The sequence below is a fragment of the Dyella thailandensis genome (assembly GCF_050749815.1).
Classification (GTDB): domain Bacteria; phylum Pseudomonadota; class Gammaproteobacteria; order Xanthomonadales; family Rhodanobacteraceae; genus Dyella_A.
In genome coordinates this window covers 1,917,212-1,931,178 of sequence record NZ_CP192735.1, presented here as the reverse complement: position 1 = coordinate 1,931,178, position 13,967 = coordinate 1,917,212, and the positions used below count along the sequence as shown (strand labels likewise).

Annotated in this window: 11 protein-coding genes; 6 read left to right on the top strand and 5 right to left on the bottom strand. The window is 67.7% G+C overall.

Annotation, left to right across the window (positions count from 1 at the left end):
* Window positions 1–113 precede the first annotated feature (113 nt).
* The 5 genes from ACQVBX_RS09000 to ACQVBX_RS08980 all read left to right on the top strand — a co-directional run bounded on the left by ACQVBX_RS09000 (window position 114) and on the right by ACQVBX_RS08980 (window position 7,276).
* On the top strand, window positions 114–647 hold the full coding sequence (locus tag ACQVBX_RS09000) for a MarR family transcriptional regulator (RefSeq protein ID WP_431638030.1): 534 nt from the start codon (window positions 114–116) through the stop codon (window positions 645–647).
* The gene (locus ACQVBX_RS08995; RefSeq protein ID WP_431638029.1) at window positions 634–1,347 is read left to right on the top strand and encodes a hypothetical protein; all 714 of its coding nucleotides are present in this window, start codon (window positions 634–636) and stop codon (window positions 1,345–1,347) included. Before ACQVBX_RS09000 ends, ACQVBX_RS08995 begins: the two co-directional genes overlap by 14 nt.
* Window positions 1,344–4,460: a type I restriction endonuclease subunit R gene (locus ACQVBX_RS08990; RefSeq protein WP_431638028.1), complete on the top strand. Its 3,117-nt coding sequence runs from the start codon at window positions 1,344–1,346 to the stop codon at window positions 4,458–4,460. Before ACQVBX_RS08995 ends, ACQVBX_RS08990 begins: the two co-directional genes overlap by 4 nt.
* Window positions 4,461–4,585: 125 nt before the next feature.
* Window positions 4,586–5,425: a helix-turn-helix domain-containing protein gene (locus ACQVBX_RS08985; protein ID WP_431638027.1), complete on the top strand. Its 840-nt coding sequence runs from the start codon at window positions 4,586–4,588 to the stop codon at window positions 5,423–5,425.
* Between the two features lie 99 nt (window positions 5,426–5,524).
* On the top strand, window positions 5,525–7,276 hold the full coding sequence (locus ACQVBX_RS08980) for a serine hydrolase domain-containing protein (RefSeq protein WP_431638026.1): 1,752 nt from the start codon (window positions 5,525–5,527) through the stop codon (window positions 7,274–7,276).
* Between the two features lie 71 nt (window positions 7,277–7,347).
* Here the strand turns inward: ACQVBX_RS08980 and ACQVBX_RS08975 are convergent, their stop codons facing one another.
* Window positions 7,348–7,698: a hypothetical protein gene (locus tag ACQVBX_RS08975; protein WP_431638025.1), complete on the bottom strand. Its 351-nt coding sequence runs from the start codon at window positions 7,696–7,698 to the stop codon at window positions 7,348–7,350.
* A gap of 331 nt (window positions 7,699–8,029) precedes the next feature.
* Here ACQVBX_RS08975 and ACQVBX_RS08970 point away from each other — a divergent pair, with 331 nt between their 5' ends.
* Window positions 8,030–10,678, top strand: coding sequence for a M1 family metallopeptidase (locus ACQVBX_RS08970; protein ID WP_431638024.1), 2,649 nt, complete (start codon window positions 8,030–8,032; stop codon window positions 10,676–10,678).
* 402 nt (window positions 10,679–11,080) lie between these two features.
* Here the strand turns inward: ACQVBX_RS08970 and ACQVBX_RS08965 are convergent, their stop codons facing one another.
* From ACQVBX_RS08965 to ACQVBX_RS08950, 4 genes are all read right to left on the bottom strand, one after another.
* Window positions 11,081–11,512 carry a type II toxin-antitoxin system death-on-curing family toxin gene (locus ACQVBX_RS08965; protein WP_431638023.1) on the bottom strand — a complete coding sequence of 144 codons (432 nt, stop codon included), beginning with the start codon at window positions 11,510–11,512 and terminating at the stop codon, window positions 11,081–11,083.
* An 11-nt stretch (window positions 11,513–11,523) separates the two neighbouring features.
* Window positions 11,524–11,745, bottom strand: coding sequence for an AbrB/MazE/SpoVT family DNA-binding domain-containing protein (locus ACQVBX_RS08960; protein WP_431638022.1), 222 nt, complete (start codon window positions 11,743–11,745; stop codon window positions 11,524–11,526).
* Between the two features lie 556 nt (window positions 11,746–12,301).
* Window positions 12,302–13,531 carry a carbohydrate porin gene (locus ACQVBX_RS08955; protein ID WP_431638020.1) on the bottom strand — a complete coding sequence of 410 codons (1,230 nt, stop codon included), beginning with the start codon at window positions 13,529–13,531 and terminating at the stop codon, window positions 12,302–12,304.
* Window positions 13,532–13,592: 61 nt separating this feature from the next.
* A complete protein-coding gene (locus ACQVBX_RS08950) occupies window positions 13,593–13,967 on the bottom strand; it encodes a hypothetical protein (RefSeq protein ID WP_431638019.1) in 375 nt (124 codons plus the stop codon).

Here is a 13,967-nt window from a genome sequence, read left to right as displayed (position 1 = left end):
CGGGAGTCAGTCCGACGCTACGAGACCGGCTCTTTCTGCAGTGACACGCTTGCCGTGCTCCGTTTAATCCGCGATATTCGCGATTCGCGAATTGCGAATAACGAGCCCGAGCCGTGGAACTCAAGCCGCAGGACCTGCTGGTATTGCTCAAGGTAGCTGCCCACCCGGGCCAGCGCTGGACCTATGCCGCGCTGGGCGAGGCGCTGACGCTCAGCGCCTCGGAAGTGCATGCCTGCGTGAAGCGTGCGGTGGCGTCGGGCCTGGCCGTGGCGCGCGGACGCGGCGACTGGGTGCCGGTGCGTCCGGCACTGGCCGAGTTCGCCGTGCACGGTGTGCGCTATGTGTGGCCGGCGCAGCCGGGGCCGGTGAAGCGCGGGGTGCCGACGTCGTTCGGCGTGGCGCCGCTGGCGGGGAAGATTTCTGCTGCGGCCGACGAAGCGCCGGTGTGGGCGCATCCTTCCGGCACGGCCAAGGGGCCGAGCCTGTCGCCGATCTACCGCTCAGCTCCGCAGGCGGCGTTGCTTGATCCCGCCTTGCACCGTCTGCTGGCCTTGCAGGACGCGATTCGCGCCGGCCGGGCGCGTGAGCGCTCGCTGGCGGCGGACCTGTTGACCAAGGAGCTGGAGAGTATGGATGCGCGGGGATGATCCGAACCTGGCCACCTTGCGTGTGATCGCGCAGGCTTTGGGCGACCTGCGGGAGCAGGTGGTGTTTCTGGGCGGTGCAGTGGCGGGATTGCTGGTTACTGACCCGCTGGCCGAAGGCGTGCGCGCCACCGTCGACGTGGATGCGGTAGCACAGGCCGGATGGGCGCAGTTCCAACGCCTCCAGCGTGAGCTGGCACGCCGGGGCTTTCGCGAGGATGCGGACAGCGGCGTGATCTGCCGCTGGATCCATCGCGACTCCGGCGTGGTGTTCGACCTGATGCCGGAGAACCCGGACGTGCTGGGCTTCGCCAATCGCTGGTATCCGTATGCCGTGGCGACTGCGCAGCGGGTGCCGTTGGGCGAGGGGACGCAGATTCGGCGGGCGACGGCGGTGGCCTTCGTGGCGACCAAGCTGGAGGCCTTCGCCGGCCGTGGGCGGGGCGACGTGCTCGCCAGCCACGATCTGGAAGACGTGTTGAACATCGTCGATGGTCGCGAGGAACTGGTGCGGGAAGTGGCCCAGGCATCCGCGGATGTGCGGCAGGCCATCGCGGAGGCGTTTGCCGGTCTGCTGGCGCGAGCGGGTTTTCTCGATGTGCTGCCGGGCCTGATCGCCGAGCCGGAGCGCGCGGACGTGGTGGCCGATCGCCTGCGGGCGATGGCGGAAGGACGCGAATCTACAGGGGAAGGACGGGCATGAATCTGCACCGCGAGCATCACTTCGAGCGCGAGATCTGCGCACACCTCGCCGCCCACGGCTGGCATTACGCCGAGGGCGACGCCCAGTACTTCGATCGCGCGCACGGTCTGTATCTGCCGGACTTGCTCGCGTGGATCGAGACCACCCAGCCGGAGAGCTGGGAGCGCTTGACCAAGGCGCACGGTCCGGCCATGCCGGCGCGCCTCGCCGAGCGCATACGCAAGAACCTGGACGAGCGCGGCACGCTGGAGGTGCTGCGCCGGGGCGTGGAAATGATCGGGCTGAAGGCGCCCCTGGCACTGGTGCAGTTCAAGCCGGCGCTGGCGATGAACCCGGCGCTGGAGCAGCGCTACGCAGCCAATCGCCTGCGTGTGGTGCGGCAGGTGAAGCACTCGCCGAACAACCCGAACGACGCGCTGGACCTGGTGCTGTTCGTCAATGGCATCGCGGTGGCGACCGCAGAGCTGAAATCCGACTTCACCCAGAGCGTGGGCGATGCGGTAGACCAGTACCGCTACGACCGGCATCCGCACCCCAAGGGCGGGGTGGCCGAGCCGCTGCTGTCGTTTCCCGGCGGTGCGCTGGTGCATTTCGCCGTGAGCCAGGCCGAGGCGATGATGACCACGCGGTTGGCCGGGCCGGCCACACGCTTCCTGCCGTTCAACCTGGGCCACGGCGGCGGCGCGGGCAACCCGCCGAACCCGGATGGCTTCGCCACCGCCTACCTGTGGGAGCAGGTGTGGGCGCGCGACAGCTGGCTGGAGATCCTTGGCCGCTACCTGATCGGCAAGCGCGACGACAAGAAGCGCCTCACCAGCGTGATCTTTCCGCGCTACCACCAGCTCGACGCGACGCGAAAGCTGGTGGCCGACGTGCGCACGAACGGGCCGGGGCAGCGCTATCTCATCCAGCACTCGGCCGGCTCGGGCAAGACCAACTCCATCGCCTGGAGCGCGCACTTCCTGGCCGACCTGCACGACGACCGGAACGCCAAGCTTTTCGACAGCGTGCTGGTGGTGTCCGACCGCAACGTGCTGGACGCGCAGTTGCAGGAGGCGATCTTCGATTTCGAGCGCACCGCGGGCGTGGTGGAAACCATCACCAGCGAGCGGGGTAGCAAGAGCGCGCAGTTGAAGGCTGCGCTGGAGGCGGGCAAGAAGATCATCGTCTGCACCATCCAGACCTTTCCCGCCGCCATGAGCGCCGCGCAGGAGCTGGCCACTACCGAAGGCAAGCGTTTCGCGGTGATCGCCGACGAGGCGCACAGCTCGCAGACGGGCGAATCCGCCGCCAAGCTCAAGCAGCTGCTGAGCGCGCAGGAGTGGGCCGAGCTGCAGGACGGCGGCGAGGTGGACACCGAAACCATGCTGGCGGCCGGCATGGCCGCTCGTGTCGGTGGGCAGCAGGGTCTCACCTATGTGGCGTTCACCGCCACGCCCAAGGCCAAGACGCTGGAGCTGTTCGGCCGTCCCGGCCCGGACGGATTGCCGGTGCCGTTCCACGTGTACTCGATGCGGCAGGCAATCGAGGAGGGTTTCATCCTCGATGTGCTGCGCAACTACACGCCGTACAAGCTGGCGTTCCGGCTGGCTCATGAAGGCAGGGAAGTCGACCAGGCCGAGGTGGAACGCAGTGCGGCGATGAAGGGGATCATGCAGTGGGTGCGCCTGCATCCCTACAACATCGCGGCCAAGGTGCAGATCGTGGTGGAGCACTACCGCGAGCACGTGCAGCCGCTGCTGGCGGGCAAGGCCAAGGCGATGGTGGTGGTCGGCAGCCGCAAGGAGGCCGTGCGCTGGCAGAAGGCGGTGCGCGAGTACATCGCGCGGCAGAACTACCCGCTGGGCGTACTGGTGGCCTTCTCCGGCGAGGTGAACGACCCGGAGAGCTTCCCCGAGCCGGTCACCGAGACCAGTGCGGATATCAATCCCGGCCTGAAAGGACGCGACATCCGCGACGCCTTCGCGCAGCCGGACTACCATCTGCTGCTGGTGGCCAACAAGTTCCAGACCGGCTTCGACCAGCCGCTGCTGTGCGGCATGTACGTGGACAAGATGCTCGGCGGTATCCAGGCGGTGCAGACGCTGTCGCGACTGAACCGCGCGCACCCGGGCAAGGACACCACCTACATCCTCGACTTCGTCAACGACGCGGCCGAAATCCTCACCGCGTTCAAGACCTACTACGCCACCGCCGAGCTGGAAGCGGCCACCGATCCGCACCTGGTGTTCGACCTGCGCGCCAAGCTCGACGCTAGCGGTCACTACGACGATTTCGAGGTGGATCGCGTGGCCAGGATCGAGACCGATCCGAACGCCACGCAGGCCCAGCTGAGTTCGGCGATGGCGCCCGTGGCGGACCGCCTGCTCAAGCGCTACCGCGCCGCCCAGCTGGCCCGCGCCGATGCGCTGGGCAGCGGCGACGAGCCGGTGGCACAGGCGCAGAAGGACATCATGGACGCGCTGCAGCTGTTCAAGGGCGACATGGGTGCCTATGTGCGGCTGTACGCGTTCCTGTCGCAGATGATCGACTACGGCAACACCGACATCGAGAAGCGCTTCATTTTCTACAAGCGGCTGATCCCGCTGCTGGAGTTCGGGCGTGAGCGCGAGACGGTGGACCTGTCCAGGGTGGTGCTGACCCACCACACCTTGCGCAGCGCCGGGCGGCAGCCGCTCAACCTCAAGGACGGGCAGGGCGAGTACAAGCTGCCGCCGCTCGATGCGGTGGGCAGTGGCTCGGTGCAGGAAAAGGAGCGGGCCTTGCTGGCCGAGATCATCGAGAAGGTGAACGGCTTGTTCGAGGGGCAGGTCACCGACGGCGACCAGCTCGTCTACGTCAACGGCGTGCTCAAGGGTAAGTTGCTGGAAAACGACACCCTGGTGCAGCAGGCCGGCAGCAATAGCAAGGAGCAATTCGCCAGCTCGCCAGATCTTCGCGAAGCGCTGGTGCATGCCATCATCGACGCGCTCGATGCGCACTCGGTTATGAGCTCGCAGGCGCTGAAGTCGGAGCGTACCCAAAGCGGGTTGATGGATATCCTGCTTGGCCCGGGGCAGCTCTACGAAACGCTGCGAGCCAGATCCGAGGGGCGCGCCGCTTCAATTCCGTGAGTTGCAGGGCTGATGCTGATGCTGCTGGAGAATTGGCCGGCAGGGAGGCTGGGCAGGTATCGCAAAGGACTTTCCACGCGGCGGAAGGTGTAAAAGGTAGCGATCCTTAGGATGCTCTTGACCGCATGACAGCGCTGCCTGGCACGTCCATCTTCCCCCAAGGTCACTTCCTCGGCCGCACCGAGACCTGCTGGTCCGCGGGCGGCTTTGCGCTGACGCGGATGGTGCCCACGGTGCCGGAGCATGAAGTGCATGAGCACACGCATGCGGAGGCGCATTTCGTGGTGTTGCTGCGCGGCGAGTATCTCTCCAGTGCGGAGGGCGCCCCGGCGTTGGCGCGGGAGCCGCTGGTGATCTACAACCCGCCGGGTACGTTGCATCGCGACCGGTTTCGGGGCGATGGGGTGGGTGGGGAGTTCATGACGGTGACGCTGGGCATGGGCACGCTGCGCGAGTACGCGCAGGCGGTGGCCTTGCCGGATCGGCCACGCGCGTTCGCCGCGGGCGAGGGCGAGGCGTGGCGGCGGCTGGCCGGGCTGGCGACGACGCGGGAGGCGTCGGACGCGTTGCACTCCGAATCGTTGTGCGCGGAATTGCTCGATGCGGCCTCGGCGCCGCTGCGCGAGCGGCGCGAACATCTGCCGCCGTGGCTGTGGCGGGTGCGGGAAATGCTGCACGACGACTGCGGAAGCGAGCTTTCGCTGGGCGAGCTGGCCACAGTGGCCGGGGTGCATGCGGTGCATCTGACGCGCAGCTTCCGCCGCCATTTCGGTTGCACCCCCGGCGACTACCTGCGCCGTTGCCGGCTGGCCAAGGCTGCGGCGTTGCTGACCAGCTCGCGCGAGGCGCTGGCGGAGGTGGCCGCGCGCTGTGGTTACTTCGACCAGGCCCATTTCGCGCGCAGTTTCCAGGCCGCCTTCGGGCGCTCGCCGCGCGCTTACCGCCAGGCAGTGGCCGACGCCTGACGCGGCAGGTTTGCCGGATACAAGAATGCATGACGGTGCCCGGCTAGGATGCCTGCGCGCGGCCCGACGCGGGCCGCATCACAACGGAAAGGGCGAGACATGCGCGTGCGCAACGGTTGGGCCGTGATGATGGCGGGATGTCTAGTGATGCTGGCGCTGCCGGCACACGCAGCGGTCAGTCCGGAGAAGCTGGTCGGCCTGTGGGGCAACGAGACGCAGATGACCCAGCCGGTGGCCGGGCGGCTGGTGCTGGATCTGCGCGGTGCAGCTGGCGAGGCGCACATTGGCGGCATCACGGCGCCGGTGTCGCGGGCGGGCGACGAGGTGCGTGCGGTGCTGGCGGGCGGGCTGGGCACGTTTCGCGGTCACTGGTCCGCGGACCATGCGCGCATCGACGGCTTCTGGGTGCAGCCGCCGTCGGCCTTGCGCAGCGCCTACGCCACGCCGCTCACGCTGACCCGGTCGCAGCCGGATGTGTGGATGGGCACGGTGCAGCCGCAGGACGAGCGGCTGTCGCAGTACCTGAAGATCGAGCGGAGTGCCGACGGCAGCCTGCGGGCGTTTCTCCGCAACCCGGAGGCCAACCTCACGCGCGACCGCTGGATGACCGTGGCGCTGGACGGCGATGCGGTGACCTTCGGCGATCCCGCGCGGCCACGATGGCAGCTGCACGCGAACTACGACGAGGAGACCGGGCAACTGCAGGTGAACTGGCAGGGCATCGGCGTGTTCGCCTTTACCAAGCGCGGTCGTGCGGATGCCATCGGCTTCTACGCCAGCACGCCGCCGGCCGACACGCCCGCCTGGCGCGCGCCGCTCACGCTGGGGGACGGCTGGGGCACGGAGGCGCCCGCCTCGTCCGGCTTCGATACGAAACACCTCGATGCGTTGCTGGCGCGCCTGCTGCAGAGCGACGATGCCGGTACGCCGCAGGTGCAGTCGCTGCTGATCGCCCATCGCGGCAAGCTGGTGGTGGAGCGCTACTTCCACGGTTTCGACGCCGACCGACCGCACGACAGCCGCTCGTCCGGCAAGACGTTTGCGCCGTTGCTGGTGGGGTTGGCGATGGCGCAGGACAAGACGCTGACGCCGGACACGACGCTGCGCGCGATGCTTCCGGCCTACCGCGATGCTTTCGCCAGCGATCCGCGCAAGGCCCGCATCACCGTGGCCGACCTGATGACGATGACCTCGGGTCTGACCTGCGACGATAGCGACGACCAGTCCCCCGGCAACGAGGACGCCATGCAGAGCCAGCAGGCGCAGTCCGACTGGTACCGCTACACGCTGGCATTGCCGATGGTGCGCGAGCCAGGCGGGCACAAGGCGGTGTACTGCTCGGCCGGTATCAACCTGCTGGGCGCGGTGGTCGCCCAGGCCACCGGCGCATGGCTGCCGGACTTCTTCCGCCGCACCGTGGGTGACCCGCTGCAGATGCGCGACTATCACATCAACCTGATGCCCGGCGGCGGCGCGTACCTGGCCGGCGGCATCTACATGCGGCCGCGCGACATGCTCAAGCTCGGCCAGCTCTATCTCGACGGCGGACGCTGGAACGGCCGGCGTGTCGTCGACTCCGAGTGGGTGAAGGCCTCGACCGCCGAGCACAGCGCGTTCACGCCGGATCATCGCTACGGCTACGGCTGGCACCTGCACACGATGACCGTGGACGGACACGCGTATCGCGAGTACGCGGCCGAGGGCAACGGCGGCCAGTTCGTGATCGTGGTGCCGGAGCTGGAACTGGTGGTGGGCATCCAGGCCGGCAACTACGGCGACTTCGCCACCTGGTACAAGCTGCAGGATCTGGTGCCGACGTTCGTGATCCCGGCGCTGCAGGGGCGTCGCTGAGGCGATGGCGTCAGCCGGCAGAGCGGACAAGGCCCCGCATCACGGGGCCTCGTTCGTTTCAGGCAGCTAGCTCAATGCCGGCGCTGCTTCCGAATATGCCGACTATTGCGGTTCTCCGCGCGGTTGAGGTGCGCGGTTTCTTTCTTGGTGAGGTGGCCGTTGTGGCGGGCTTCGTCGGCGCTGGCGCGCTGGGCGATGTTGGCGTCGTGCTTCTCGTCGCGGGCGGCCTGCTTGGGCGTGATGGTGCCGTTGGCGACGCCCTTGTCGATGCGCTGTTGCTGGTTGTCCACGCGCTTGTTCACTTCGTTGACGCGCGGGTGGTGGGGTACGGGTGTGGCTTGCGCCATGGCGCCGGTGGCGGCGAGGGCACTGGTGGCGAGCAGGGCGATCAGACTGCGGCGAACGGTGGTGCGAGGTGCCATGGTGATCTCCTCAGGTGCGTGGATGGGCAAACGGCGTCTTGCGTCGCCGGGGTGTCGTAAATCCTTGCGCTGCAAGGGTTTGGCGGCACCGACCGGTGGGCGCGGACAGTAACGCCAGCCCGCCGCAAGGAGTTGACGGCGCCCGGGTGATCGATGGCGATGATTCAGTCTCGCGGCGCTGCAGCATGTTTGGGCGTGACTTCCGGCCGTGTCCGGCCGACGGCGCGCGCCTCACCATGGGAGTAATGGGGACAATCCGTTTCCGTCTTCCGGTCCGGTGCGGCGCAGGTCGCCGTGTATCCGATACCGGGTTCATCCTGCAGGAGAAGTCATGCGTCGTTATCTCGTTTCCGCCATTGCGCTGGCCCTGGCCGGCGTGTCGATGGCCCCGCTTGCGGCCACCGCCAAGGCGCCGCCGATGCGCGAGGCCACCACCCAGTTGCCGCGTGGCGTGGTGCCGACGCACTACGACGTGGCCGTGGTGCCGCATGCCGACAAGCTCGCCTTCGACGGCAAGGTCACGATCACGCTGAATGTGCTCAAGCCCACCAGCAGCATTACGCTCAACGCGGCGGACCTCACGTTCTCCGAGGCCTCGCTGACGCCGACCAAGCTGAAGATCATGGTCGGCAAGCCGAAGGTGACGGTGGATGAGAAGGCGCAGACGGCCACCTTCACCTTCGATCACCCGGTGCCGGCCGGCGAGTACCGCCTGGCGATGACCTACACCGGCAAGATCGGCACCCAGGCGAACGGCATCTTCGCGCTGGACTACGACACCAAGGCCGGCAAGAAGCGCGCGCTGTACACGCAGTTTGAGAACTCCGACGCGCGCCGCTTCATCCCCTCGTGGGACGAGCCGAACTACAAGGCCACCTTCGACCTCACCGCCACCGTGCCGAGCGCGGACATGGCGGTGAGCAACATGCCCATCGTCTCCAAGAAGGACCTGGGCAACGGCATGACCGAGGTGCACTTCGGCCAGTCGCCGAAGATGTCCACCTACCTGCTGTTCTTCAGCGTGGGCGAGTTCGAGCGCGCCACCAAGATGGCCGAAGGCACCGAGATCGGCGTGATCGCGCAGAAGGGCATGGTTGACCAGGCCGACTTTGCGCTGGAGTCGTCCGCCGCCGTGCTGCACGAGTACAACGACTACTTCGGCGTGAAGTACCCGCTGCCGAAGCTGGACAACATCGCCGCGCCGGGCCAGAGCCAGTTCTTCTCGGCGATGGAGAACTGGGGCGCGATCTTTACCTTCGAATACTCGCTGCTGCTCAACCCGACGATCTCCACCCAGGGCGACAAGCAGCGTGTGTTCAACACCGCTGCGCACGAGATGGCGCACCAGTGGTTTGGTGACCTGGTGACGATGAGCTGGTGGGACGACCTGTGGCTCAACGAGGGCTTCGCCTCGTGGATGGCCGAGCGCACCACCGAGAAGCTGCACCCGGAGTGGCACACCAACCTCGACCTGGTCGGCACGCGCGAAGGCGCGATGTCGCTCGACGCGGTCGCCACCACCCATCCGGTGGTGCAGCACGTGGAGACGGTGGAGCAGGCCAGCCAGGCGTTCGACTCGATCACCTACTCCAAGGGCCAGGCGGTGATCACCATGCTCGAGGCCTACGTGGGCCCGGAGACCTGGCGCACCGGCGTGCGCAATTACATCAAGGCGCACGCCTACGGCAACACGGTGTCCGATGACCTGTGGAAGTCGGTGCAGGCCGCGGCCGGCAAGCCGATCACCCAGATCGCGCACGACTTCACGCTGCAGCCGGGCATCCCGCTGATCCGCGTGCAGACCACTGCCTGCAACGCCGGCAAGACCGAGGTGCTGCTGAGCCAGGGCGAGTTCACCAAGGATCGCCCGAACAAGACGTCGCTGCGCTGGCACGTGCCGGTGATCGCCAAGACCCTCGACGGCAAGCCGGTCACCACCGTGGTGGACGGCAAGGGTTCGGTGACTGTGCCGGGCTGCGGCCCGGTGCTGGTCAACGCCGGCCAGACCGGCTACTACCGCACGCTGTACTCGCCGCAGCAGTTCGCGGCGCTGAAGGGCGACTTCGCCAAGCTGGCGCCGATCGACCAGCTCGGCCTGATGGGCGACACCTGGGCGCTGGCGATGGCCGGCCAGGAGCCGGTGGCCAACGTGCTGGAGCTGGCCAAGGCCACCCCGGCCGACGCCGACCCGCAGGTGTGGGGCGAGGTGGCCGGTTATTTCAGCGCCATCGACAGCTACTACAAGGGCGATGAGGCGCGCCAGACCCGCTTCCGCGCGTTCGCGCTGGAGCGACTGCGCCCGGTGTTCGCGCGCATCGGCTGGGAAGCCAAGGCCGGCGAAAGCGTGCCGACCGCGCTGCTGCGCACGCAGATGATCGGCACCCTGGCCGGCCTGGGCGACAAGGACGTGATCGCCGAGGCGCGCCGCCGCTTCGCCGCGCAGAAGACCGACCCCAACGCCGTGCCGGTGCCGCTGCGCAAGACCATCACCGCCATCGTCGCCCGCAACGCTGACGCTGCCACCTGGAACCAGCTGCACGACGAGGCCAAGGCCGAGACCACGCCGCTGATCAAGGACCAGCTCTACGCCATGCTGTCGGTGGCCAAGGATGACGCGCTCGCCAAGCAGGCGCTCGACCTGGCGCTGACCCCGGAGCCGGGCGCCACCAACAGCGCGGGCATGATCCGCATCGTGTCGTACGACCATCCGGACATGGCCTTCGACTTCGCCGTGGCGCACCGCGAGCAGGTCGACAAGCTGGTCGACTCCACCTCGTCCAGCCGCTACTACCCGGCCCTGGGCGCCACTTCGTTCAAGCCGGAGATGATCGACAAGATCAAGGCGTACGCCGATGCGCACATCGCCGAGGGCTCGCGTCGCGTGGCTAACACGGTGATCGCCAACATCCAGTACCGCATGATGATCCGCAACGATCGCCTGTCTGACGTGGATGCCTGGCTGGCGAAGAACGCCGACTGATCGGTGTTCTAACCTGAGTGATGTGAGAAGCCCCGCAGTGCGGGGCTTCTTTTTTGGTCGGTCGCCGGGCGCGGTCTATTGCGCACGATCAAGCGGGGTGACGAGCTCCTGGCGCATTCGCGGCAATGGCGGCCACGAAGGTCCGCCGCCGTCCCACATCTCCGGTGCGCACAGCACCCCCTGTAGGAGCCCGCTCGCGGGCGATGCTTTTGGCTCTGATGTCACATCAAAGCGAAAGGCATCGCCCGCGAGCGGGCTCCTACAGGGGGTTCGAGTGCCCCTCGCGAGGCTGCCTAAATGCTTTCGTTGTGGCGAATCCGGGCCGAAGACTTCTGCCGCGACAATGGCGAGGCGGCCCAGTTCGACGCCACCCCCGCTGCAGCGATTCTCTCAACGCTCCGCTCAACGTCGCCCGTAACGGGGCGCCGCCTCGTTCACCTGCGGATCGCCGGCCAGGATAAGGCGCGGTCGCAACCAGTCGGCGAACTCCTGCTCGGTAAGGCTGCCTTCGGCGAGGGCGATGTAGATCGGATACAACTCGACGTCGTCGGCCTGCAGTTCTGCGTCGTTGAGAAGAATGAAGGTTTCGCAGAGCACCGCGGCAGTACGCTTGTTGCCATCCATGAAAGGGTGATTGCGCGCCAATCCGAAGGCCAGGCTGGCGGCAAGATCGGCGAGATCCGGAGGCGGTTCGCCGTAGGCATGACGTTGCTGAGGTCGCCCCAGTGCGGAGTCGAGCAAGCGTTCATCGCGCACGCCAGCGATGCCGCCGTGCTCGGCCAGTTGACGATCATGCACGGCGAGCGCCAGCGCCTTTTCGATCCATACGATCATGGCGAGTCCCCCTACTGAGCCAGCTTGTTGAGCAGGCTGCGCCGCTTGCGCATTACCGTTTCGGCCACCTCCATCTGCTGCGCCAGCGTGGGATCGAACGCCGTCAGCCGCACGCCGTCGGGGGTCTCGATGGCATACAGCTCGTCGCCTTTTTCCAACCGCAAGCGGGCCAGCAACTCTTTGGGCAGGATGACGCCGGCGGAATTGCCGATGCTGGTGATCTTGAGCTTCATGGCGGGCTCCGCGTGATGGTTATAACGCATGTTATACCGCGCGTCGGAGCAGGGACAAGCAGGCCACCGCGAGCCCTGGACTCATGCTGCAAGCCACCCGGAGCGTCATCACCCCTCGCTCACCCCTGTAGGAGCCGCTCGCGGGCGATGCTTCTGGCTCTGATGCCACATCAAAGCGAAAGGCATCGCCCGCGAGCGGGCTCCTACACACGGGCGGGTGCATCGTGGGCCGGTAGCCGTACGGTCTAAATCCGGGGTGCCGTGCGGCAGTCGCCACCACACCGCTCATCTCCTGTAGGAGCCCGCTCGCGGGCGGTGCTCCTGGCTCTGATGCCACATCAAGGCGAAAGGCATCGCCCGCGAGCGGGCTCCTACACACGGGCGGGTGCATCGTGGGCCGGTAGCCGGACGGTCTAAATCCGGGATGCCGTGCGGCAGTCGCCACCACACCGCTCATCTCCTGTAGGAGCCCGCTCGCGGGCGATGCTTCTGGCTCTGATGCCACATCAAGGCGAAAGGCATCGCCCGCGAGCGGGCTCCTACAGGAGGGCGTGGGTTACAGGTCGGTGGACAGTTCGAAGCGCAGGGTGAACACCAGCGCGCTGCGTGCGGTGGGGTCGGTGTTGGGGTGGATCACGTATTGCAGGTCGGGCTGCACGGCGAGCCATTCGGTGGCTTGGGCCAAGTAGCTCAGCTCGATGGAGCGTTCGGTGGCGGTGGTCGGCTGTGGCGCCTGTTGCTGCCGGTAGGGGCGGCCGTTGCGCGCTACGGCGACGGCCAAACCCAGTTCGTCCTGGGGGCGCTGCGCGAACGGACCGGCCAGCACGGTGCCGACGCCGAGGTAGCGGCCGAAGCGTGCGACTGCTGGATCGCCCGCACCGATCTGCGCGAACAATGAGAGGCTGCGGCGGCTGTCGTGTGGGTCGCGCACGACGGTGCCATCCGCCACCGCGTAATACCCGGTGGCGCCGTGCTGGCGTGCGGCATTGGAACCGGGTGCGAGCCGATCGAAAGTGGCGGTGTAGTGCCACGCGCCGATGGCGAGCTTGCCGGCGTACATCGGCAGCATGGCGTTGCGGCCGATGCGCAGGCGCGCATCGCCGGGCGGGCGCGCGCCGGGGCGGTCGAGCAGGGCGAGCTCGGCAACGTATAGACGGCCATCGCCGCGCTGGAATGCGCGCAGCCGGTCGCCATCGCGGATCAGCGGCACGCCATCGAGCGCGGCCGCGCGCAGCACCATGCCCTCGGCGGGCTTGTAGGCGACCCGTGCCCCCAGCGCCGTGCGCGGAAAGATCGACGGCCCGTCGACGCCGGTCTGCGCGAACTCCGGCCCGATGCCAAACGCGCTGTTGAGAAACAGCCCGCCGGACTGCGTGCGGTCGAACTCGCTGTTGACGTCGTACAGCCCGGCCAACACCGAGACGCTCGCCCGGGCGAGGTTGTGCTCGATCCAGGCTTCCTCGAGCTGCAGGTTTGGCGACGCGCTGAGGTTGTTGACGCCCATGGCATCGCCAACGAACGAATCGGGCTGCCCGCCGTGGATCCACAGCGCATCGACGTAGGCGTGGGTGCCGGTCCAACCCGTCGCGCGCTCGAGATCCAACAGGCTGCGCAGGTGCAGGTTGCCGACGTAGGTGGACGAGCGCGCCACACCGCCGTGGAGGTTGCTAATCGCGGCGCCGTCGTAGGTGACCGAGGTCCGAGCCCAGCCCGGGTCGTCGGCGCTGGCGTTGGTTGCTGCCAGCGCCAGCAGGGCAGCCAGGGCGATGGCAAGGCGCGGCGGCATGGCGACGGTTCGCAGGACGGAGAGCGAAGTATAGGCGCGCGCCCGCGCAGGTTCGCGCCGCTCAGGACGCCGGCGGCAGCGGCTGGCAGCGCGCGTCCACCGCGGTGGTGTCGGTGCGCACGCAGACCTGCGCAGTGGCCGGCAGGCCGGTGACATCCTGCTCGGCGCCGGCGTCGACCGTCAGCTGTTTCAGCGGCGGCTGGCGGCACGCCTCCTGGCCGTCGCACGCCTCGGCAAACACGGTGTAGTGGCAGCGGCCATCCTGGGCGGCGCGGCAGTCGAAGTGGGCTCGGCCGACGAGGACCTCCACGTGGCTGTCGAGCACATCCACCCCATTGGCGGTGGTGCGCTGGGTGAAGCTGCGGTGCGGGTGATCGCAGCCGAGCATGCTGGCGACGAAGGCGAACAGCGCGACCAGGCGGTAGATCGTGTACAT